The organism is Arthrobacter sp. NQ7, from assembly GCF_029581595.2.
Lineage (GTDB): Bacteria > Actinomycetota > Actinomycetes > Actinomycetales > Micrococcaceae > Arthrobacter > Arthrobacter phenanthrenivorans_B.
This window is the reverse complement of record NZ_JARFXU020000038.1, coordinates 1-18,786: the sequence shown is the minus strand read 5'-3', so window position 1 is coordinate 18,786 and position 18,786 is coordinate 1. Positions and strand designations below refer to the sequence as shown.

Genomic DNA, 18,786 nt, shown 5'->3' with positions numbered 1-18,786 from the left:
GCTAAGCCCTTAGCCCTGGAGTGCGGCGACTGCTGCGGCAGCGTCCTGGATGCTCGTCCAGCCGCGTCGTCCTGCCTCGGCGACGGCCGGTGACAGGGCCGCGCCCTTGTTCTGCAGGATCGCCACCAGAGTCGCGTTCACCACGTCCTCGCGCAGCTCGCCCAGCCAGGGCCCGCGGATGGTCGGCATGACCGGGACCCGGGCACGGATCGTCAGGAAGTGTCCTCCGAGGAAGGCTGCGGCCAGGCAGATGGCTCCAACGATGACCAGCTTCAGGACATCGGTCTGGTTGGTGGCCACGATGAAGGCCGGCGGGGCGATCAGGGCAATGATGAGGCCCAGGCGCAGTGCCAGGATCTCTCGGGCACTGCCGGACGCCTTTCGGCGATCCAGGAGGCCGGAGAGCTGCTTGTCGCGGACTGCCTGGGCCTTCATCCGCCACTGCCGCTGGGACCCCAGGTGCAGCTTCACCAAGGCCTTCGCCGCGGCCAGCTCCTCCGGGTTCTGGTCCCGCAGGGCTGCCAGCGAAGCATCGGGCTTGTCGGCCCAGGAACTGCTGAGGCGCTTGTCGATGGCCGCGGCCATCTCGTCCAGTCCCAGCCGGGCTGCTCCTTCTGCTGCTTCTTCGACGCGGAATCCTGCGGTGGCTGCCGGCTGGTCGGTGGAGGGTTCGCTCCGGTGCCCGTAACGTGGCGAGCCGTCGGCGAGGTGGTATTCGTTGCTCATAAAGATCCCCATGGTCGTGCGCCCGGTCAGGCCGGGCTGGGCGGCGCTGCCCGGAACCATTGTGAGGTCCTTGGCAGCTCGGCGAAAATTCCGCTGCTTTCATGACGCCGCGGAGGGTCCGTTGGCGTAACAGGGGCCGTCCACAGCGGTCGGCGGCCGTCCTGCCCTATGTGTGCGGCCGGGCACCAATCGATCTCCGCCCGCACACATGGCTTCCATGACAGCAACAGCTCCGAAGCTCACCGACCTTGTCCTGGCCACCCGCACCATCTCCGAACAGGGCGGCGCCTGTCCGTACCAGGCAGAGGGAACCATCCTCGGCCAGCACTTCTACTTCCGCTTCCGCCACGACTACGCCTCGCTCACCGTCGGGGAAGCCGACCAGGTGGGTATCGACGGGATTACCGGGGACCCCTACGGGGGAGTACTCTCCGATGACGAGTTCGAGAAGCTCTTCCGCAAGCTCCTGAAGCGCTACCTGAAGTCCCTGAAGTTCTGAATGACTGCCGTCGGGGCCTAGGCCGCATAGAAGACACTGCAGACCGGATAAAGCGCCAGCGCCGGGGCCAAGGGGGTTGGTCGGACAGGGCTCCCGGGAACCATACTGTCCGGCCGTGGGGCCTTGTCGCCACGGAGCGCCGGACATCACCCCGCCGCGGGCGTCCGGGGCGGAGATTCGGTGCTGCCATCGTATTGATCCGCACACAGGGCAAAGCCCTGGTAGCTCATCAGGACAGAGCAGCGGTCTACTAAACCGAAGGTTGCTTGTTCGAGTCCAGTGCAGGGCGCGTGGCGGCGATGGTGCCGTGAAGGACGAAGTTGCAGCATGATGCTGCAGGGCCGGACAGCGATGTCCACTGGAAAAGGACGCAAGTCCGAGCGGTTCGATACCGTGCAGGCCCACTATTCGCGGCGCCGGCCGCGGACCGATATATCGAGCGTCTTCCTGTCGCTTTAGCTGCGGAAAATTGTGCCCTTCTTGATGGAGTCAAACTGTTTGGTGAGGCGGCCGCGGTCTAGGGTTGGGCCCTAGTGGTTCAGGCAGCCGGGCCCCGCCAAAGATGGGGAGCTGGAATGACGGGAAGGCAGCGGGGCAGGAGAGCCCGGAGGGGCGGCGAGGATCTTGGCCCTCCGACAGAAGGGACTACCGCGCGCGCGGGACGGGCTGGGGCCGCGGCAGTCCCTGTGATGGTGCTGCTTTGCCTTGCTGCGGCAAGCTGCTCGTCTTCACCAACTGACGGATCCCCGGCCGACGCTGATGGCGCACTACCTGCAACGTCGCCGGGCGCAACAACCGAAGGGACTGCCAGCGCACAGCCGCCTTCTGCAATGCCACCGGCCTCAGCGCCAAGAGGCGTTTCGAGCAGCAGCGCACTGGAAGAGGGTCCCGTGGTGAATGCCGCGCCGGACATCTTCGACCAGCAAGGCGATAAGTACGAAGCGAGCCTCGGCGACGGCTGGGAAACCTCTCCGGCATTTCTCGTGCTGAGCGACGACGATGGTAAGGCCGCCCATGCACTCGGGAGGGCAGGAGTGAGGTTCTCTCACATCGACGAGTACGGCAGGGAACTCACGCCGGAGCAGAGAGATGTCGAAGAACAAGCAGCGAAGACGTGGGACGTGCCTTACACCCCAAACTTCATCTCAGATGTCTACCTGACGCCCCGCGGACCGATGGTCTGGACGGACACGAAAGGCGAACTTACCCGGGCCATGGGAGAGGCCATGCTTCGTGTGCTCCTTGAGGAGCTGCGTGCGGAAGGCATCACCGCGCGGGTGGTCGCCCCGCCTGCGGATGTTCCCCTCGAAGGAGTTCCGGTTATTCCGCTCGCTGGATCCAGCTAATAAAGCGTCGTGCCATCCAAGGCCGCGATGCTCTCCTTCGAAGAGGCCCCTTGCCGCCGCCGCACACATGACAGCCATGGACCTTGCTGAATACATATCCATGGCTCTGAAAGCCTTTGATGCCGTTCCGGAATCCCGGCTCGTCATCTCCCTGGACAACCTCAAGCGCACCGACGATACCGACCTGATCGGACTCGACCTTGTCGAGGGCTTCGTCCGGGCGGCGGACCCGCAGCACCTGACCGAGACACAGCCGGAAGACATCGCCCTGTTCCGCCGCTGCAAAGACATCATCGTCGGCCACATCCTGCTGGACGGGGAAGAGTCCTACCGCAACATCCGCCGGAACGTCTTCGACCTCGGCGGCCGCCTTGGCGACCTTGCCTCAGAGGAAGAGGCCAGGGCGCTGGTCAAGCGGATCATCGATTCCGAACCGGTTCTTCGCTGGCTGGTCGCCGACCGCTACCAGCAAAAGATCCGGCAGCGGAGGCCCGGCTACCGCGGCGGCCCGGACCTTGAAGCCAACCTCGTCCACATCGAACGCACACTCGACTCCGACCCCGAAGGGCGCTTGGCCGTGTCACTGCGGAACCTGCGCCACGAAGAGACTGCCCACTGGGAAGGCGTGGACGTCGTCAGGGAGTTCGTCCTCACGCCAGATGCGGCCGAAGCCCAGGACGGGACGCCGGCCGGTGACATCCTGCGGCTCAAGCGGGCATGGGACATCCTTGAGGGCCGGATCAAGCTGGAGGGGATGACGTTCCACAATCTGCAGGCCAACGTCCACGACATGATGGGCGACCTCTCCAACTTCGCGTCCACCGCCGAGGCCCGCGAGGTTTCCTGGCGGATCATCTCCGCCGTCCCAGCTCTGTCTGCTGCCATTGCCGGCCAGCCGCCGCTGACATCGTTCTAGGAAGCATCATGACCGACACCCAGCTTCAGTCACTCCAGGCCGACATTATTGATGAGCCCCGGGCGCGTTTCGCCATCTCCCTGGACCGGCTCGCCTACGCCCAGGACAACCACCGGCTCGGTTCCGATCTGGTGCGCACCTACGTCCGGAACACCGACCCCGACACCCTGACGGGCCAGCAGGCACGGGACGTCGCCACCTTGAAGGACGGGCTGCAGCTGCTGACCGGCCGGAAGAAAATCCTCGGCGCACGCTACGGCGAACTCGCGGTCCAGGTGCGGGACGCCGGCGGCTCCCTGTTTGACCTGGAAACGGACTCCTGGGCGCGGGAAGTCACGGCCCGCATCGGGGCAGGGGACCCGGAACTGGCCAGCAGGATCAGGGTGCGGGCTGAGAGCTAAGCGGTTTCCTGATTCGACACGTGGGGATTCAGGGGCTCAAGAATCACGTCGGCAATGACCTCCGGACGGTTGAACAGCATGAAGTGGTCGGTGTCAATGTCACGGACATCCGCCACGGCTTCCCGCGCCCATGCTCTCGCTTCTGCGCCTGTCAGATTGTCCCTCGCACCGAGCAACACCGTCGTAGGAATCTCCGCCCATGCCTGGGCCGGCACAGGATCACTCCGGGTCTTTTTCGTGGCGAACCGACGCGGATGATCCTTCAGGAAGGCCCGCACATCGTCCGGGAGCCGGAGGCCGGCCTCATCCTCACTGAGCCACCAATCGCCGTCCAGGGCGTTCCGGCCGTGCTCGTCGTGGAGCATATGGTCCATTGCGTCCACCCAACTCGCATCGCGCACGTCAGCCTGCCCCTTCAGAGGAGGCGACGAGACGTACACCAGCCGGCCCACATTCGGCATTGCGTGGGCGGCAATCCCGACAACGTCACAGCCGTAAGACCAGCCAACGACTACCGTGGGCGCCGGGCATTTCTCGATGGCACGTCGCACCTCGTCTGCGTCTTCGAGCAGACCTGCGTCCCGGAGCCGATGAGAAGGTAGATCCGGCGCGACGACCTGTAGATGCGGTTGCCTTTCCAGGTCACGCCGGACCCATCTCCAGTCGTCCGGAACGCCCCACATGCCATGTACGAGCACAACGCCTTGCGGCATTGGCCCCTGCTTGCCAGCCATGGGAGGAATCTAGGCTCGACCGAAACAGTGGTCAAGTGGGTCTGCGTGTCTTCAGTACACCTAATCTGCGGGCACTAGCCGATCGAAGAGGGAGGCAGGACGGAGTAGCGGGCAGCGTCCTCTTCGATGAACATGCGCCGCGGCTCGGCCCCTCCAAAGACAATCCAGACAATGGATCCATCCTCAGTGAGGTCATCGACGACGCCCGCTCCCAGATCGTGGACACCAGCATGCACGCGGACTCTCTGGCCCCGCCACAAGGCAGTGCTGTCGACAGTTCTGTTGGTCATCTCTTCGGTGTTCATGGTGTTCCCGTCCCGTCCTCGATTTGTCGTTACTCAACGGTAGGGTTCCAACCTGAACCCCCGGTGAACGCCGGCGGGCGGGTACGACCCAGGGCTGCGCCGAACACATTAGGGAGTGCAAGCAGCCGCTTCCCCAGACCGATCCGGAAAGGACGCCCCGATGCCCGCCATCAAGAACCGCCACGGCCAGACCCTGGTGTCTGACCCATCCAGGCCGCGAACCAAGCTCGCAGGCGCTGGTGCCTCCGGCATCCACGCCAACCAGAACAACCGGCACCACAAGGTCGGACGCACCAGCCGGGTCTCTACCCGCGGAGCCCAGCTGCGGGCCGTTGGTAGTCGGACAGGTGCATGCCGGCGTCGAGCAGGAACATTCGCCGTTCGACGGCGTCCCGCCCATGCAGGGTGAACAGGCCATCGGCGCCGGTCACGGGGTTCAGCTCGAAGTCGACGTGCTGATCCAGTCCGGGCACGAGTTCATCAAAGGTCAGTCCGAGATGTGCCACAACGACTGGGCCAGATCACAGACGTAACCAGCGTGCTGGTACCCTAGCCAGCACTTAAGGCCGGCGTCCGTCCCCCGACGCGAGTGTTTCCGGCCTCGGGTCACAAGGAAACCGTGGAGTCGGCCCTTGCTGACGCCGACCGGACCGTCACAGTCCTTGAGGATGCAAACGGCCTTCCTCAAGGGTTGGTCAGTCCGGTCTACCGACATCAGATGAGCCGGTTGTCCCCACATATGACTATGCGGCGGGGAGGCGGGCAGTGTGGCCTGACGGCAGCTAGAGGGTTGGCCCGCGTCCGGCCATCCTCACCTTGAGGTAATGGTTTGCCGTCCATTCATCCTTTTCGACCGCTATCCACCGTCGCCCCAATTCCTCGGCGACCGCAGGCGTAGTGCCAGAACCGGCAAAGCAGTCGAGAACGGTGTCACCAGGATCGGTAGCAAGTTCGATTATGCGACGGAGTAGTCCTTCCGGTTTGGCGGTCCGGAAGGGACGCCCTGGAAACAAAAGGTCTTGTTGTCTGGCGGCGTCTTCATTAGTTTCCATAGATTCCAGTTGCCACGACCAGAGATTAGAAATCAGCTTCGGCTTGCCTCCTACGGCTATATAGCTCGGACGAAACGGGACTCTTGGCACTAGGAAAGCGGCGTCTTCCTCGATAAGCTTTTCCAGCTTCGCTGCTGAATATCTCGACGGCAGGCTCATCCTAAGACGGGTTAAGTTGCGGCCGTCCTTGACGACCACCTTTTCAAGCACCCGGGCGCTTATGGTGGCGGAGGAATGGTCTCCTGAATCGTAAGTGCCGTCCGGACAATTGAACTTGACGACGCCCGGAGGGAAGGACAGTTCAACAACTGGATTGCCCCTGTGTGCCAGGGGAGTTCTTTTCCCGCTATCAGTCATTCCGTGCGTGAACGGTTTTAGCTGGGCCCGGTCCTTGGCGAACACCACCAGGTAGTCGGTGATGGATGACATCTGCCCATGCAGGAAGGCGGGACGCTTGGTCTTCTCCCACGTCACAATTCCGACGAAGTTGGTGCTCCCAAATACTTCATCACCTAGAAGGCGCCCGTGGGCCAATTCATTAGCATCTAAATGAAGCCACATTGATCCGTCGTCTCGCATCAGCTCATGAACGTTTGCGAGGACGCTGTGCATCATCGGGACTGCCCCCTGTTTTGTTGACTCCTTGACCTAGCGAGCTTGTGCTCGTGGAAGGATGTTGACCATGCCCACGGCTTATGGGGCGGAGTTCCGCCAGGATGTTATTGATGTGGCCCGCAAGGGTGAGGCGCCGCTGGCGCAGATTGCGAAGGATTTCGGGCTTTCGGTTACGACGTTGAAGCGGTGGATTGCTATCGCCGAACGTAAGGAATCCGGGGCCGGCCCGGCTGCGGCCGAGTCTGTGGAGATGCGGGAGCTGAAAAAGCGGAACCGCCTGTTGGAGCAGGAAAATGAGATTCTGCGCCGGGCAGCTGCCTATCTGGCCAGGGACATCAACCCAAAATGACCTACCCGCTGGTCACGGATCTTGCCGCCGACGGTGTTCCCGTGGCGGTGACCTGCAGGGTGTTGGGATTTAGCAAGCAAGGCTATTACCGGTGGCGGGCCAGCCCGGTGACGGAACGGGACTGGGTCGATGCGCACCTGGTCAACGCCGCCTTGGACATCCACGCGGATGATCCTGCATTCGGTTACCGGTTCATCGCCGATGAGCTTCCGGGTAAGGGCTTCACGGCGGGCGAGAACAGGGTCCAGCGCCTGTGCAGGGACCACGGTATCTGGTCGGTGTTCTCTAAGAAGCGGGGCCTGAACCGCAGACCCGGGCCGCCGGTCCACGACGACCTGGTGGAACGGGACTTCACCGCAGCGGCCCCGAACGAGCTGTGGCTGACGGACATCACCGAACACCCCACCGCTGAGGGGAAGCTCTACCTTTGCGCGGTGAAGGACGTCTATTCCGGCAGGATCGTCGGTTACTCGATGGACTCGCGAATGAAGTCATCGCTTGCCGTCGCCGCGCTGGAGAACGCGGTGCGGACACGTCGCCCCGAAGGCACTGTGATGCACTCGGACCGCGGGTCCCAGTTCCGGTCCCGCCGGTTCGTCGAATCACTCCGGCACCACGGGCTCACCGGGTCGATGGGAAGGGTCGGTGCATGCGCGGACAACGCCGCGATGGAGTCGTTCTTCTCGCTGCTGCAGAAGAACGTCCTGGACCGTCAGCGCTGGCTCACCAGGCGCGACCTCAGGTTGGCCATCACAACGTGGATCGAGCGGACATATCATCGCCGGAGACGGCAACGACGGTTGGGCAAACTCACGCCCATCGAATATGAAACAATCAACCGGACCGCGCTCATAGCGGCCTAAGACCCCGAGTCAACAAAAGCTGGGGCAGTCCCATCTTTGTCCACTCACCAGTAGATCGATGGTCGCTGTAGTGAGCCCTCGTTGCCGTCGCGCCCCGCGTGTTGAATGGTGGATCGAGGTAGGCCAACTTCACCGAGCCTTTTGCACCCTCGGTAATGAGGCGAGGCAGAACGACAGCGGCGTCTCCGACCACGATGCTGCCCGTGCAGAAAGGATCATTCCTCATTTCTTGATTCTTGCGCACCGCTGCGTCCAACGCATGTTGAGCTCCCGTCTGCTTGTGCGCAGACTTTCCTGGATTGCCGTACACATAACAGCTGAGCAGGAGTAGAGGAGCCACCAAGAGCGCTTCCGCTGCTCAACGGCATATTCACCAACAGAAGGCAAACCAATGACTATCACCACCGCCAGCAGCGGCGCCTTGACCAGTAACCCAAGCACCAGAATCGACGTAACTTCGGTCGCTAGAACACTCTTCACGGTCCCGACCTATCTCACTCAGGCAGCATGGGACATGGCAGTTAGGTGGTCACAGCCTGTTATTCATGATCAGCACCGTGGCCTGGGCATCAAACCGGGTGAAAATTACGAAGACGTGCGTCTATGGGACGTTCTGTTTATGGCGCGTTGCGGCGCAAACAAAGCGTTGAGGAATCGGCAAAATCACCAGCACAAGTTCGCACCATTCGTGTTGACCGTCGTTCCGGACAGAGCTGATCCTGGTGACGCCCCTGAGATTGAGCTGTATCTTCATTTCGCCGCTGATGGCCTCGTCGTTCACTCGACTAAGAATCTGCCGTGATGCGGCTGGGCGACGTTAGAGCCCGACGAGAACTCGGTACACCTTTCCCGAGGGAAAAATACCGGCTGACCATCACGGTAAACAGCACTGGGACAGTCCCGCCGGCAACCCCATACGTCCTGGTCGTTACGGATTCCGGCGGGGCAAGCATCACCATCGACCCGTTACATACGGGTATTCCACCAGTCGGCCAACGACAGCCGGTGGACCTGCTACATCCAACAGAAGTATCAAGTGCCCGGAATCACCAGCATCTGGAAGAGAAGGACAGCCTCTCCCTCATAAGTTACCTGATGACAGGCAGGGCTTAGTGGCAGCAGTCTTTTCCCGTCCAAACGGAGCGTAGGCGCGGCACCGGGATATGGTGGCGGCCAAAGTGCTGGCGTGCTTATAGTGCTCTCTTGCCCATTTGCAGGAGAGGATTCCCATGGCCGCCGAGGACTACTTCGTCCACCGCCACCACGACACTGTGATCCCCGAAGACCACCTCGATGTGTGGCGGCCTATTCACACCTCCGACGCTTCCATCCAGATCGACCAGGCCAACGGTGTCAGCGCATCGGTGGAGTACCGGGCCGAACATGCGCCGGCCCTGGCGCGGGCCATCCTCGAAGCGGTCGGCCTGGATCCACGGGCCGTCTTCGCCGGCGACTTCCATAGCTCGCATCGCCCGTAACGGGCTTTCGGTTCTCGGCCTTGCACAGGTGGCACTCACCCGGCAGACACCTTTCAGTAACCTGCGACTGCAAGGCTGACACCATGGACATCTCCGACGTGACCGATACCCACTTCGGCGGCAGAATCAGCTCCAATAACGAGCTCGCCTCCGGGGACTTCATCGAGGCCTACTACGAGGGCGCTCTCGCCCATCGGGGTGTCGTGACGGACATCGCGCCGGACCACGAGCTGTTCTGGATTCTCGATGTTCCGACGGGAGGGCGGCGGCTTCTGGATACTGCCGAGTCTGAAATCCGCAAAGGCGACAGCATGCACTCCCAGTCCGTGTCCGTCTAAAGCATCCCGCCTTCTCATGCGGAATGGGAATCTGGACAGCAACGAGGTCCACACATATTGTCAGAGCAGCACCATCGGGTGCCCCTTTACGGCCAAGTCAGGGAGGACGCGGTGAGAAGCTTCAGCGGATGGAAGCACCCGGTAAGCCCGCTGCACTTCGAAGCGTTCCTGAACGCGACAGTTAACGCTGATCCGGGCAGCGACAAGGGCCTGGACTGGGAGGAGCTGTTCGGCTTGTACGTCAGTTGGTGCCTGCTCACGGGCCGCCTGCCGGAGCCGGCAAAGGCCCTGCGCCGTGCTCTCCGTCAGAGGGGTATTACTCCCGGTAAGAACACGCTGGCCATGACAGGCCAGGCAGCAAGGGACTACATCGTCGCAAGCGCACCGAGCCTTCTTTGAATTACTGGAAGCGGGCAAATTGGGGACGGTAGACATCAAAGGCAAGGGGACCCTGGAGCTGTCCTACGGCGTCCTCCACCTGACATGGAAGCTGGGAACGTACATCGGTGGTGACGTCGCCAGCGCAGCCCTGAACGCCATCGAGACGCTCTGTCAGGGCGACCAGCTGCCGATGCTGGTCGAGATCGGGGGCGTGACCCACTCCGCCGCAGCCCGCAAGGTCTTTCCCTCCCGCTCCAGCATCTCGCGCATGGCCCTGGTGGGAACCTCTCCCAAGGACCGGATGATCGCCATGTTCCGGCTGCCCCTGGCGCCGGCCGGGTTCCCGATCAGATACTTCACCACCAAGGACAAGGCCATGGCCTGGCTGCTGGAAGATGCCGGCAAGTCATCGACGTAGCAACATGGCCAGCGGAGAGCATTCATACAGCGATTTCCCAGTTGCCGATCAGTTTGAGATATTCTCTCCCTGAGCGCCCGCCACACAAGCACCGTTGCTTGTTTCCGGCTGTCCTGGCCGCTCTGGAACCGGGCTCTGCCCGCATGGGGGAATACCTTGAAGAAATCACTCACCGTGATGCTCCTTGCCGCACTCCTGACGGCAGGCTGCTCCAGCAAAGCCGCCGTCGACTCATCTTCCAAGCCGAGCGTTGAACCGGTAGCCGCCGCCACGACGACCGCGGCCAGCACCAGCGACATCGCGGTCCCCGACGAAGTCGGCAAGCGACTCGACAAGGCTGAAGCAGAACTGAAGGGGCTGGGGCTTAAATACGACGCCAAAGACGCCATCGAGGGAAAGACCATCATCCTGGAGTCCAACTGGGAGGTCATCTCCCAGGATCCGGTCGGCGGCACGACCGCCCCGAAGGGCACCAAGGTCAAGCTCGGGGTCAAGCACCTGACCTACACACCGTCCCCGACACCGACGCCCACCCCAACGCCAACCCCTGTTCCGGTAGTAGGTGGCGGAGTTGGCGGTGACGCCGACGTGAACGTCAATCCTCCTGCCCTCCCGCAGGTCCCGGTCGCGCCGCCGGCCGTTCCTGAGGCTCCCAAGTATGGTGGGATCGTCTGCAAGGACGGCTACCCCTGGCCGGGGACCACCCGCCAGGGCGCCTGCCACGGGCACGGCGGGATCGCCAACTAACCGCGCTTCCCTCACATTGCTGCGGCGCCACGGCAAAGCCTTTTACGCCGCAGACCCAGACCCCGGTGGATACGAGAAAGGGTGCGCCCCGTTCGCTGAGCGCACCCTTTCGAGGACTTTTAGTACCTATTCGGCCAGCTTCGCGACCGACTGGGCCCAGAGGAAAAACTTGTTGGTCCCGAGATCCTTGACGGTCTTGATGTTCAAGGCTTCCTTGAGCTTCTGGGCGTCCCCTTCAGAGAGGCCTTTCAGGGCCTCTACCGGGGCTTTCGCCAGCTCGTCGATGCCTTTGTCCAGGTATACCTTGTCGAACTTCGCGTTGATTCCAGCCATGCTGTTCTCCTTCTGTCCGGGTAGGTTCGTGCTGTGCCCGGCGGGCGCTGGCGCAATTCAGTCACAGTGAGAAATGGGCGCTCCGGCAGGAATTTAGGGGTACGGAATAGGCGCGCCCCGTTCGCTGCGCGCCCTTCCGTGATGCCTGTCAGTGCTTGAAGGCGTCCTTGACCTTTTCGCCGGCCTGCTTCAAGTCGCCCTTAGCCTGGTCTGCCTGGCCTTCAGCCCGCAGGCTCTCATCGCCACTGGCTGCGCCGGCCGCTTCCTTGGCCTTTCCGCCTGCCTTCTCGGCAGCGTTATCAATCTTGTCGCCCAGTCCCATGGTGTTTCCTCCTCTGGTTCGGCAGCCGTTCGCATACGGCTGCAACCATGGTAAGCACGCTTAGGAATTGGATTTCAAGTCACAACGTGGTTTGAGTGCGCCGGGCCTCCTGAACGACAGCTTGAGCGGTGGAGGTTCGCTCGTCTGCCGCGACGACGGGCGAACTGCTTTCCACTGGCATGGTCCTGCTGTTCCGGAGGCGCGCGGCCGGAAGGATTATCACTGTGAGGGTCAGAGTGATCCAGGCCAAGGCCGCCGCCAGGACAAGGAGCACCTCCGCCAGGTTGCCCATGCAGAAAGAGTAGATGCAGCACATGCCCTTAGCCCGCAGACACGGCACGGCTGGCTGCGCTCTGTGGCGCAGGAGGAAGCTATCCCGCGGCCCCGGCTGACGTCGCCAAAGGACGAGGGGTGCTCGTTGGCGCCGAGGATGGGGAGGCCGCTTCTGCGACGGTGAGGCGAATGGTGCTGCCTGTCTTCACCTCGGCGCCTGCAGCGGGGTCCTGGCCGGTCACCGTCCAGTTCGACGCCACGAGGACCTTCTTGCCGTCCCCGGACACCGCCTCGTGCTTCAGCTTCAACAGGTCCAGTGCGTGTTCGACGTCATCAAGCTTGTCTCCCACAAAGTTCTCCAGGACCACCTTTTCCGGTGAGGCAGCGGCCGGTGGGGATACGGGCGGTGGGGCCGACGATCCAGACACCGGCTGGGCACTGCAGCCGGTCATGCTTATAACCGCGGCGCCCAGCACCGCGCACGTTTTACGCATAATCGAAGCCTAGCGGGATAGCGCGCTGGCACCGGCCCATATAGCTCTGCCGGGCTTGCCGCGTCTTATGGATGCCGTGAGCGCGCCTTTCCCGGCAGAGCTTCCGGAGTTACGCGGTTACGGTGACAGGGTTGGAGGTGAAGTAATTGTGCACATCATGGAAGGTCGTCTTCGGTGGTCCCGCGAAGCCCAGTTCCATACTCAGCGGGCCGATCTTTTCCTGGGCGAAGGCATCGAACTGCTCACGACTTTCCCAAACGTCCGTGACCATTAGCCCCTTCTCGGTAGCCGTGGCCCAGTGGAATATGGACCCGGCGGGGCCGGGGCCGCCAGGGGTCAACCCCATCCTCCGGTTGATCTCGTCATATTGTTCAAGGGTTGTTCCATCGAACTCCATGATGATGGCGACTGCCATGATCTCCTCCTTATTGTTGTGTGGATCCGCCAAATCGCAGACCCGCGGGTGGTTATTTGCCCGGCTGCAGGTGGTCTTCGGGGAGGTTGGGGCCCAGGCAGCTGCTCGCCGGGAGGCTTCAGCGGTTTCGGGTGAGCCGGAACTTCCAGAGCTCGCGCAATTCCATCGGGATCTGGCTCAATGGAGTGCCCGGCGAGATGTCGGGCACGTGCTGCGAGACGGGGACGAAAACCGGGTCGTCACTTCGAGTTGGCTGCCCGGGAGATTGCAGGCCCAGCAATCCAATGCAAAGAAGACCGGCCAGGATGCGTCTTCGGGGATGCCCGCCGAAACTTTTTGTGCTTTCCTGGGCCGACATGGAAGCCTGCGATTCAATTCAAAAGAGCCTGACCCTTGAGGCTAAAAATACGCCCCCAAGGCCGCATGGCATTAGGGTTGCCGATACCCATCTCAACCCCCTGTTTGCTCACTGCAGCACGGTGTGCGGGGCGGCATGCAACAGGGAGCGGATCCTGCCAGATTTAAGGTGCTTGGGCCTTGCCAAGCGGCGCCGTCAACGACAGTCGTGCTACTTCTGCTCCGGTATCCAGTCCGGTGCTGACACGTTTCCGCCGGTGAGGTTGTCGCACCGTACGAGCTGAGTGTCAATTCGCTCCAGAGCACAGTCGGCATAGGTAGTCAGGCCGTCAGGGTTGACGGCCGCAGCGAGGGCCAGAGGCGGCGAAGTAAGAAACAATGCGGTGAATACGGCCGCCACGAGGGTTGGAATTAGTTGCAGCATGTTGGTTTCCTGGCTTTGACGCGGGGTATGCGAATGCTCGAACACGTCGAGAAGAGGGCGCTCCCAGCCAGCCCGGCCACACGGCGTTACCACTTCCACGGGGCTGCCGTGGAGCCACGGTACACCCCTCCGCAATGCCTCAAAAGGGTTGCGGATACCCATTCAGCCCCCTCTTTTTCAGGGTGTTCGATCTCAGTCGATAGGAGCTGTTCGATGGGGGCGTGTGCGCCGACCACACTGTCGTGGCTCTGGCGTCGTGCATCGGGCCCACAGTAATACCGCCAGCTAATCAACGTCGGGCTGTACTAGTGGCAACTGCCTAGATGCCGCAATATCCTTCCGAAACTAATCGCCGGGCAGCACATCCAGCTGGCGTCAAAGCATTTCGGAAATATGTTGCTGATTCCAGTCGACATCAATGCCTGCGGCCGGCAGGGTCAGCACCGCGGTGGTTCCCTCTCCGGGGCTGCTGGACAGTGCCACGTGGCCGCGGTGGTTTTCCATGATCGACCTGGTGATTGCCAGCCCTAAACCGGCTCCGGGAATGGTGGAGGAGTGCGCATTCGCGGCCCTGAAGAAGCGGGTGAAGGCCTGGTCCAGCTCTTCTTCGTTCATGCCAACTCCGGTGTCCGCAACCTCGCAGCGGAGCTCGTTTCCGCTGGCGCCGACCTTGACGGTGACTGTGCCGCCGCTGGGAGTGTACTTGATGGCGTTGGAGACGAGGTTGTCGACGGCCTGGCCGAGGCGGTCAGGATCGAAGTAACCCGTCGCCGCCCCGCGGGGGAGCAGTTCCAGAGTGATGCCGGCCGCGGCCGCCTTGGGCTGGGCGGCCTGGACGCTGTGACGGACCACCTCGGTCAGGTCCGCGTCCCGGGGCTCGATCGTCAAAGCGTCCGAAGCGATAGTGAGCAGGTCACCCACCAGGTGCAGGAGCCGTTCGCCGTTGCGTTTGGCGACGGTGAGGTAGAACTCCATCTCGGGGTCAAGGTCCTCTTCGTCCAGGGCCAGGTCCAGGTAGCCCAGGATTGAGGTCAGCGGGGTCCGCAGCTCATGGGAGACGCTGGAGACGAACTGGTCTTTGGCGGAGAGCGCCTCGACCAGTTCGGTGACGTCGGTGAACGCGAGGACCGCTCCGCGGTGTTTGCCCCGGGAGTCCTGGATCAGCCGGGAGGTCGCCGAGTAGGCGCGCTGGCCTGTGCCGTTGCCGGACCAGATCAGCTCATCAGTGAAGGACTCGCCTCTTGCTGCGCGGGATGCCGGGTGCCGGTCTATCGGAAGGGGATGCTTCCGGTCAGCCCCATAAACGGGGAGTTCCTTGTGGTCCTCGGGCGTGGGCACGCCGGTGATGGTCCTGCCGAGATGGCTGCTGAGGTGGTGGTTCATCAGGGAAACCCGGCCCTGGTCATCAATGGCGCAGACCCCAACGCTGACGGTATCCATGACGGTCTGGAGAAGCCGCTCCCGGTCCTCGCTGGCAGCCAGCAGGTCCCGGACCTCACAGCTTTGCGCCTCCAGCTGCTGCCGCTGCAGGGAGAGGGCATTGACGATCCCGGAGGTAGTGAGCGCGACCGCACCGAGGATGATGGGCAAGAGGACGATGCGGATGAAGTCCGGGCCGTCCACGCCCGTGCCGAGCATGACCGGGGGCAGGATGGCGCTAAGGATGGTCGCAAAGACGCCGATGAGGACACCGCTGCGGCGCCCGTCGGAGGCCAGCCACACGACGGGAAAGACCAGGAGGAAGCCCAGGACGGTGAGGTACTGGTCGGCGGCCTCGCGGGTCACCCCGATCGCCAGACAGTCCAGGACCGGGATGACCAGGACGGCCTGTGCGGGCAGACGTCCCCAGGGCACCAGGGCGCAGGCGACAAGCAGAAAAAGGTGCACGCCAAGGCTGGACAAGAATGTCGCGGAAAGATCGAGTACCGGGTGCAGCACCAGCGTCAGGGCGGTGACCAGCAGCATGGTCACCGACAGCGGAAGCTGGAATAACACTGCCCGGCCCCGGGGGCCCAGCGTTCGGTAGTACACGTACAGCGGCTTAAAAAGCATGGTCTCCCCTGTCCTTGCCCTGGTCGCCTCTCAAAGGAAACCTACCCCGCAAAGCGGTGACCAACACGGAGGCCTGCCTCATAGGGCGCGGGTTCCACTGGCAGGTCGGTGGCCGCTCAGTCGGCGGAGAGCCAGCTAACAGCCTCCGCCTCCGAGGTGAAGTACCTGGTAGGCCGTGGCGGCTGGTGGGAACGGGTGAAGAAGATAGCGATCACCTCGTCCACAGGTGACTCACCGAGCAAGGCTACACGCGACGCGGCGTGGGGCATCGCGAAGACATCCCTGGCACCCGACGATGTGTTCCCCGCGTTCCGCATATCGACCAGCAACGGCTTACCCCGACCGGCGCAGATGTGGTTCATCACCGTGACAGCTGAGAGCGCGTCCTCTTCGTCAATGAAGGAACCAGGCGCCCAGACAAGATGCATGATGTCGTCCGCCCGGACGCTGAGAACCGCTTTGCCTCCGGCCAAAGAAATTGCCTTATACACACGCACATCCGGCTGTTCGAAGGGATAAGAAGCCCATGGCCCCAACGTACCGCAGGTAATCTACCGGGGCGGGACCTGGATACGGCTCTGCCTACGGCCTGCGCCATCTTGAGCGTTAGAGTTCCTCAGCCGGAGGGTCCGGGCGTGGTGGATGGCCGCCAGTGCGATGGCGCTGGCCGTGAGCCTGATGGCGTGGATGCGGTACCACCGGGTCAGCAACGGCTGGCGCTCGTCCTCCCTGAGGGGTTGTGGGCTGAAGAACAGTTTCGGGTTCAGGGAGCGGAGAACATAGGCGGTAGCCGCGGCGCCGACGGCTGAGCTCGCTGCGGCCACAATCAGCGAGGCCCTGGTCCCGGGTCGGTTCCACCCTGTGATGAGCGCGCCGATGGCCGGGGTGCGTTGAGAGGGGCGACAGGCGCGTAGTACCGGCCCGGGCTGCCTGCTCCGAAAGGGGTGCGGGGGAGTTCACTGCTCGCCTCTGCTCCGGCCACGCGGGGGGGAACCTTGACGAGGACCTCGTAAAGGTTGCCGAAGAACCAGTGCGCATGGGTGAATTCCGCAATATCCAGGAGCCGATCGGCGAATAGGTCGCGAGGAATGTGGGAGGTCTGCTTCATGCCCACAATCAACGCCGCCGGTCAAGTACCGCCCGTACTGCCTCTGTGATCCGCATCGTTGGGTGTTCGGTCAGTCAAAAGCACGAGAAGGGCGCGCCCCGTTCGCTGGGAGCGCCCTTCCCGTGGGCTGTGAGATTCTGTGGCGGATCAGTTGGTTGCTGACGCGCCTGGTGCCAGGGTGTACTGCTTGGGGAGCTTCAGGGACCGTTCGGCCATGACGTCGCGCAGCAGGTTGGGGTAGTCGGTGATGACGCCGTCGACTCCGTCGTCCATGAGCTTGCGCATGGTCGGCTTGTCGTCGACGGTCCATGGGATGACCTGCATGCCCTTGGCGTGGGCGCGGGTCACCATGTCCGCGGTGACGTAGGGGACGTATCCGGGGTCTGTTACGGTACCGTTCTGCGGCGTGCCGTGGACGGGGGAGATGGCGTCAAAGCCAAGGGAAGCAGCGGAGTCGACGAGGTCGCCGCCGAAATCATCGGAGTCGATGCCGCCCAGCCAAGGCGACTTGCCCGGCTGTCCGGCCTGCAGGAAGTCCTTGTTGGTCAGGGCCACGGTGCGGATGCCGGGCTGGCGTTCCTTCACGAGGCGCAAGGAGCCCCAGTCGAAGCTTTCGATGGAAACGCGCTCGGCCATATGCGCTTTGTTGATTTCGCGCAGGGCCACCTCGACGAACTGCTCACGGGGCGCGGTCTGCTCTGGTGCGCCGGCCTCGACCTTGGTCTCGATGTTGAACTTCACCTGGCTGGCCCGGTAGCGGTTGGCCAGATCGAAGACTTCGGCGAGGGTGGGCATCTTGGCGCCGGGGGAGGCCTGCTGGCCGGGGAACTGGGGCAGGGTCTGGGAGCCGCAGTCCAGACTTCGGACCTGATCAAAAGTGAGGTCCTTGATGTACTTGCCGACGTAGGGGTAGGACGGGTCACCGGCAGTGACGGGGGCGGTGTCCTTGCACTTCTGGCCGCTGATCTTGCGGTCGTGGGTGATGACTTCCCGGCCGTCCTTGGTGATCTGCAGGTCCAGCTCCAGGGTGGAGACGCCCGTCTCGATGCCCTTGGCGAAGGAGGCCAGGGTTGACTCGACGGTCAGGCCGATCCCGCCGCGGTGGGCCTGCAGGTCGAAGTGGTTGTCCGTGCCGTTGGGGTTTGTATCGGCGGCGTGGGCCGGGAGGGATGTTCCCAGGGCGAGGCCGGCGGTGATGGCAGCCGCGGTCAGCAGCTTCGTGTACTTCATGGGTTCTCCAAGGTTTTTGTGATGGGTAGGCCCGTGGGCCTGGGACGGGCTGCGGCTTGCGGCCGTCAGCACGATAAAGGGCTCCGTGGTCAGCGGCCCTGGACGTTGCCGTTGTGGCTGATGGAGGCGACCGCACCGGTCTGTTCGTTGAGCAGGACCTTGTCGTTGCGTTCGTGGTGGAAGTTGAACATGGCATTCATGGAACCGGCGGTTGCATCGGCTGAGGAGTCACCGATGGTGCCGGTGTGCCAGTTGTCCTCGATGAACCGCAGGATGGAGGCCTGGTCGGTTTCGGTGTGGTCCACGAAGTTCTTTTTCGCGAACGGGGAGATGACGACCAGCGGCTGGCGGGGACCGGGGCCGCAGCGGTCGGCGTAGCCGCCGGCCACCGGAACACCGGCCGCGGCCGCTGCCTGGCACCATGCGGCGTCGTCGGGGCTGTTGGAGGCGTTCTTCACCTTGGCGGCAACGTGGTCATACCAGCCGTCGGAATCGTCGTAGGCGAGGACAATGGCGGTGTCTTCCCAGTTCTTCGACTGCTGGATCTGGTTGACGGTTTTGGCGATGAAGTTCTGCTCATCGACCGGGTCGGAGTAGGCGGCGTGGCCGT

Annotated in this window: 26 protein-coding genes and 1 tRNA gene; 13 read left to right on the top strand and 14 right to left on the bottom strand. The window is 63.0% G+C overall.

What is annotated here, in order from left to right:
- Positions 1 to 9: 9 nt before the first annotated feature.
- Positions 10 to 786, bottom strand: coding sequence for a hypothetical protein (locus PUN71_RS22135; RefSeq protein WP_277800153.1), 777 nt, complete (start codon positions 784 to 786; stop codon positions 10 to 12).
- Between the two features lie 157 nt (positions 787 to 943).
- Here PUN71_RS22135 and PUN71_RS22130 point away from each other — a divergent pair, with 157 nt between their 5' ends.
- The 6 genes from PUN71_RS22130 (at position 944) to PUN71_RS22105 (ending at position 3,888) form a co-directional block, all read left to right on the top strand.
- The gene (locus tag PUN71_RS22130) at positions 944 to 1,225 is read left to right on the top strand and encodes a hypothetical protein (RefSeq protein ID WP_277800152.1); all 282 of its coding nucleotides are present in this window, start codon (positions 944 to 946) and stop codon (positions 1,223 to 1,225) included.
- A gap of 215 nt (positions 1,226 to 1,440) precedes the next feature.
- Positions 1,441 to 1,514, top strand: a tRNA-Ser gene (locus PUN71_RS22125).
- A 38-nt stretch (positions 1,515 to 1,552) separates the two neighbouring features.
- Entirely contained in the window at positions 1,553 to 1,684 is a 132-nt protein-coding gene (locus PUN71_RS22120) for a hypothetical protein (RefSeq protein ID WP_283532425.1), read from the top strand.
- A 431-nt stretch (positions 1,685 to 2,115) separates the two neighbouring features.
- A complete protein-coding gene (locus PUN71_RS22115) occupies positions 2,116 to 2,571 on the top strand; it encodes a hypothetical protein (protein ID WP_277800151.1) in 456 nt (151 codons plus the stop codon).
- A 76-nt stretch (positions 2,572 to 2,647) separates the two neighbouring features.
- A complete protein-coding gene (locus PUN71_RS22110) occupies positions 2,648 to 3,487 on the top strand; it encodes a hypothetical protein (protein ID WP_283532424.1) in 840 nt (279 codons plus the stop codon).
- Between the two features lie 8 nt (positions 3,488 to 3,495).
- Positions 3,496 to 3,888 (top strand): hypothetical protein, encoded by a 393-nt coding sequence (locus tag PUN71_RS22105; protein WP_277800149.1) that lies wholly within the window; start codon positions 3,496 to 3,498, stop codon positions 3,886 to 3,888.
- Here PUN71_RS22105 and PUN71_RS22100 read toward each other — a convergent pair.
- From PUN71_RS22100 to PUN71_RS22085, 4 genes are all read right to left on the bottom strand, one after another.
- Entirely contained in the window at positions 3,885 to 4,622 is a 738-nt protein-coding gene (locus PUN71_RS22100; RefSeq protein ID WP_277800148.1) for an alpha/beta hydrolase, read from the bottom strand. The two genes, PUN71_RS22105 and PUN71_RS22100, sit on opposite strands and share 4 nt — an antisense overlap.
- A 74-nt stretch (positions 4,623 to 4,696) precedes the next feature.
- On the bottom strand, positions 4,697 to 4,912 hold the full coding sequence (locus PUN71_RS22095; protein WP_277800147.1) for a hypothetical protein: 216 nt from the start codon (positions 4,910 to 4,912) through the stop codon (positions 4,697 to 4,699).
- 320 nt (positions 4,913 to 5,232) lie between these two features.
- Positions 5,233 to 5,433 (bottom strand): hypothetical protein, encoded by a 201-nt coding sequence (locus PUN71_RS22090; protein WP_277800146.1) that lies wholly within the window; start codon positions 5,431 to 5,433, stop codon positions 5,233 to 5,235.
- A 276-nt stretch (positions 5,434 to 5,709) separates the two neighbouring features.
- Positions 5,710 to 6,594, bottom strand: a complete 885-nt coding sequence (locus PUN71_RS22085; RefSeq protein WP_277800145.1) for a DNA methyltransferase — start codon at positions 6,592 to 6,594, stop codon at positions 5,710 to 5,712.
- Between the two features lie 67 nt (positions 6,595 to 6,661).
- Here PUN71_RS22085 and PUN71_RS22080 point away from each other — a divergent pair.
- The 7 genes from PUN71_RS22080 to PUN71_RS22050 all read left to right on the top strand — a co-directional run bounded on the left by PUN71_RS22080 (position 6,662) and on the right by PUN71_RS22050 (position 11,168).
- A protein-coding gene (locus tag PUN71_RS22080) for an IS3 family transposase (protein ID WP_277800144.1) occupies positions 6,662 to 7,806 on the top strand; the annotation gives its coding sequence in 2 pieces (ribosomal slippage) (positions 6,662 to 6,938 and positions 6,938 to 7,806; 1,146 coding nt in all).
- 391 nt (positions 7,807 to 8,197) lie between these two features.
- Positions 8,198 to 8,608, top strand: a complete 411-nt coding sequence (locus PUN71_RS22075; protein WP_277800143.1) for a hypothetical protein — start codon at positions 8,198 to 8,200, stop codon at positions 8,606 to 8,608.
- A gap of 409 nt (positions 8,609 to 9,017) precedes the next feature.
- Positions 9,018 to 9,284, top strand: a complete 267-nt coding sequence (locus PUN71_RS22070) for a hypothetical protein (RefSeq protein ID WP_277800142.1) — start codon at positions 9,018 to 9,020, stop codon at positions 9,282 to 9,284.
- A gap of 83 nt (positions 9,285 to 9,367) precedes the next feature.
- Positions 9,368 to 9,622 (top strand): hypothetical protein, encoded by a 255-nt coding sequence (locus tag PUN71_RS22065; protein WP_277800141.1) that lies wholly within the window; start codon positions 9,368 to 9,370, stop codon positions 9,620 to 9,622.
- A 111-nt stretch (positions 9,623 to 9,733) separates the two neighbouring features.
- Positions 9,734 to 10,021: a hypothetical protein gene (locus PUN71_RS22060; protein ID WP_277800140.1), complete on the top strand. Its 288-nt coding sequence runs from the start codon at positions 9,734 to 9,736 to the stop codon at positions 10,019 to 10,021.
- A 19-nt stretch (positions 10,022 to 10,040) separates the two neighbouring features.
- Positions 10,041 to 10,421, top strand: a complete 381-nt coding sequence (locus PUN71_RS22055) for a SpoIIAA family protein (protein WP_277800139.1) — start codon at positions 10,041 to 10,043, stop codon at positions 10,419 to 10,421.
- A 156-nt stretch (positions 10,422 to 10,577) separates the two neighbouring features.
- Positions 10,578 to 11,168: a PASTA domain-containing protein gene (locus PUN71_RS22050; protein WP_277800138.1), complete on the top strand. Its 591-nt coding sequence runs from the start codon at positions 10,578 to 10,580 to the stop codon at positions 11,166 to 11,168.
- A gap of 126 nt (positions 11,169 to 11,294) precedes the next feature.
- Here the strand turns inward: PUN71_RS22050 and PUN71_RS22045 are convergent, their stop codons facing one another.
- The 9 genes from PUN71_RS22045 to PUN71_RS22005 all read right to left on the bottom strand — a co-directional run.
- Entirely contained in the window at positions 11,295 to 11,501 is a 207-nt protein-coding gene (locus PUN71_RS22045) for a hypothetical protein (protein ID WP_277800137.1), read from the bottom strand.
- A gap of 148 nt (positions 11,502 to 11,649) precedes the next feature.
- Positions 11,650 to 11,823 carry a CsbD family protein gene (locus PUN71_RS22040; protein WP_159633138.1) on the bottom strand — a complete coding sequence of 58 codons (174 nt, stop codon included), beginning with the start codon at positions 11,821 to 11,823 and terminating at the stop codon, positions 11,650 to 11,652.
- 371 nt (positions 11,824 to 12,194) lie between these two features.
- Positions 12,195 to 12,548: a PASTA domain-containing protein gene (locus PUN71_RS22035; RefSeq protein ID WP_283532428.1), complete on the bottom strand. Its 354-nt coding sequence runs from the start codon at positions 12,546 to 12,548 to the stop codon at positions 12,195 to 12,197.
- Positions 12,549 to 12,699: 151 nt separating this feature from the next.
- Complete coding sequence (locus tag PUN71_RS22030; protein WP_277800135.1) at positions 12,700 to 13,005, bottom strand: hypothetical protein; 306 nt, start codon at positions 13,003 to 13,005, stop codon at positions 12,700 to 12,702.
- Between the two features lie 568 nt (positions 13,006 to 13,573).
- Positions 13,574 to 13,948, bottom strand: coding sequence for a hypothetical protein (locus PUN71_RS22025; RefSeq protein ID WP_277800133.1), 375 nt, complete (start codon positions 13,946 to 13,948; stop codon positions 13,574 to 13,576).
- A 213-nt stretch (positions 13,949 to 14,161) separates the two neighbouring features.
- Positions 14,162 to 15,838: a PAS domain-containing sensor histidine kinase gene (locus PUN71_RS22020; RefSeq protein ID WP_277800132.1), complete on the bottom strand. Its 1,677-nt coding sequence runs from the start codon at positions 15,836 to 15,838 to the stop codon at positions 14,162 to 14,164.
- A gap of 116 nt (positions 15,839 to 15,954) precedes the next feature.
- Positions 15,955 to 16,329 carry a DUF7793 family protein gene (locus tag PUN71_RS22015; protein WP_277800131.1) on the bottom strand — a complete coding sequence of 125 codons (375 nt, stop codon included), beginning with the start codon at positions 16,327 to 16,329 and terminating at the stop codon, positions 15,955 to 15,957.
- Between the two features lie 764 nt (positions 16,330 to 17,093).
- Positions 17,094 to 18,176 carry a glycerophosphodiester phosphodiesterase gene (locus tag PUN71_RS22010; RefSeq protein ID WP_277800130.1) on the bottom strand — a complete coding sequence of 361 codons (1,083 nt, stop codon included), beginning with the start codon at positions 18,174 to 18,176 and terminating at the stop codon, positions 17,094 to 17,096.
- 89 nt (positions 18,177 to 18,265) lie between these two features.
- On the bottom strand, positions 18,266 to 18,786 hold a 521-nt coding region (locus tag PUN71_RS22005; protein ID WP_277800129.1), incomplete at its 5' end, for an alkaline phosphatase family protein.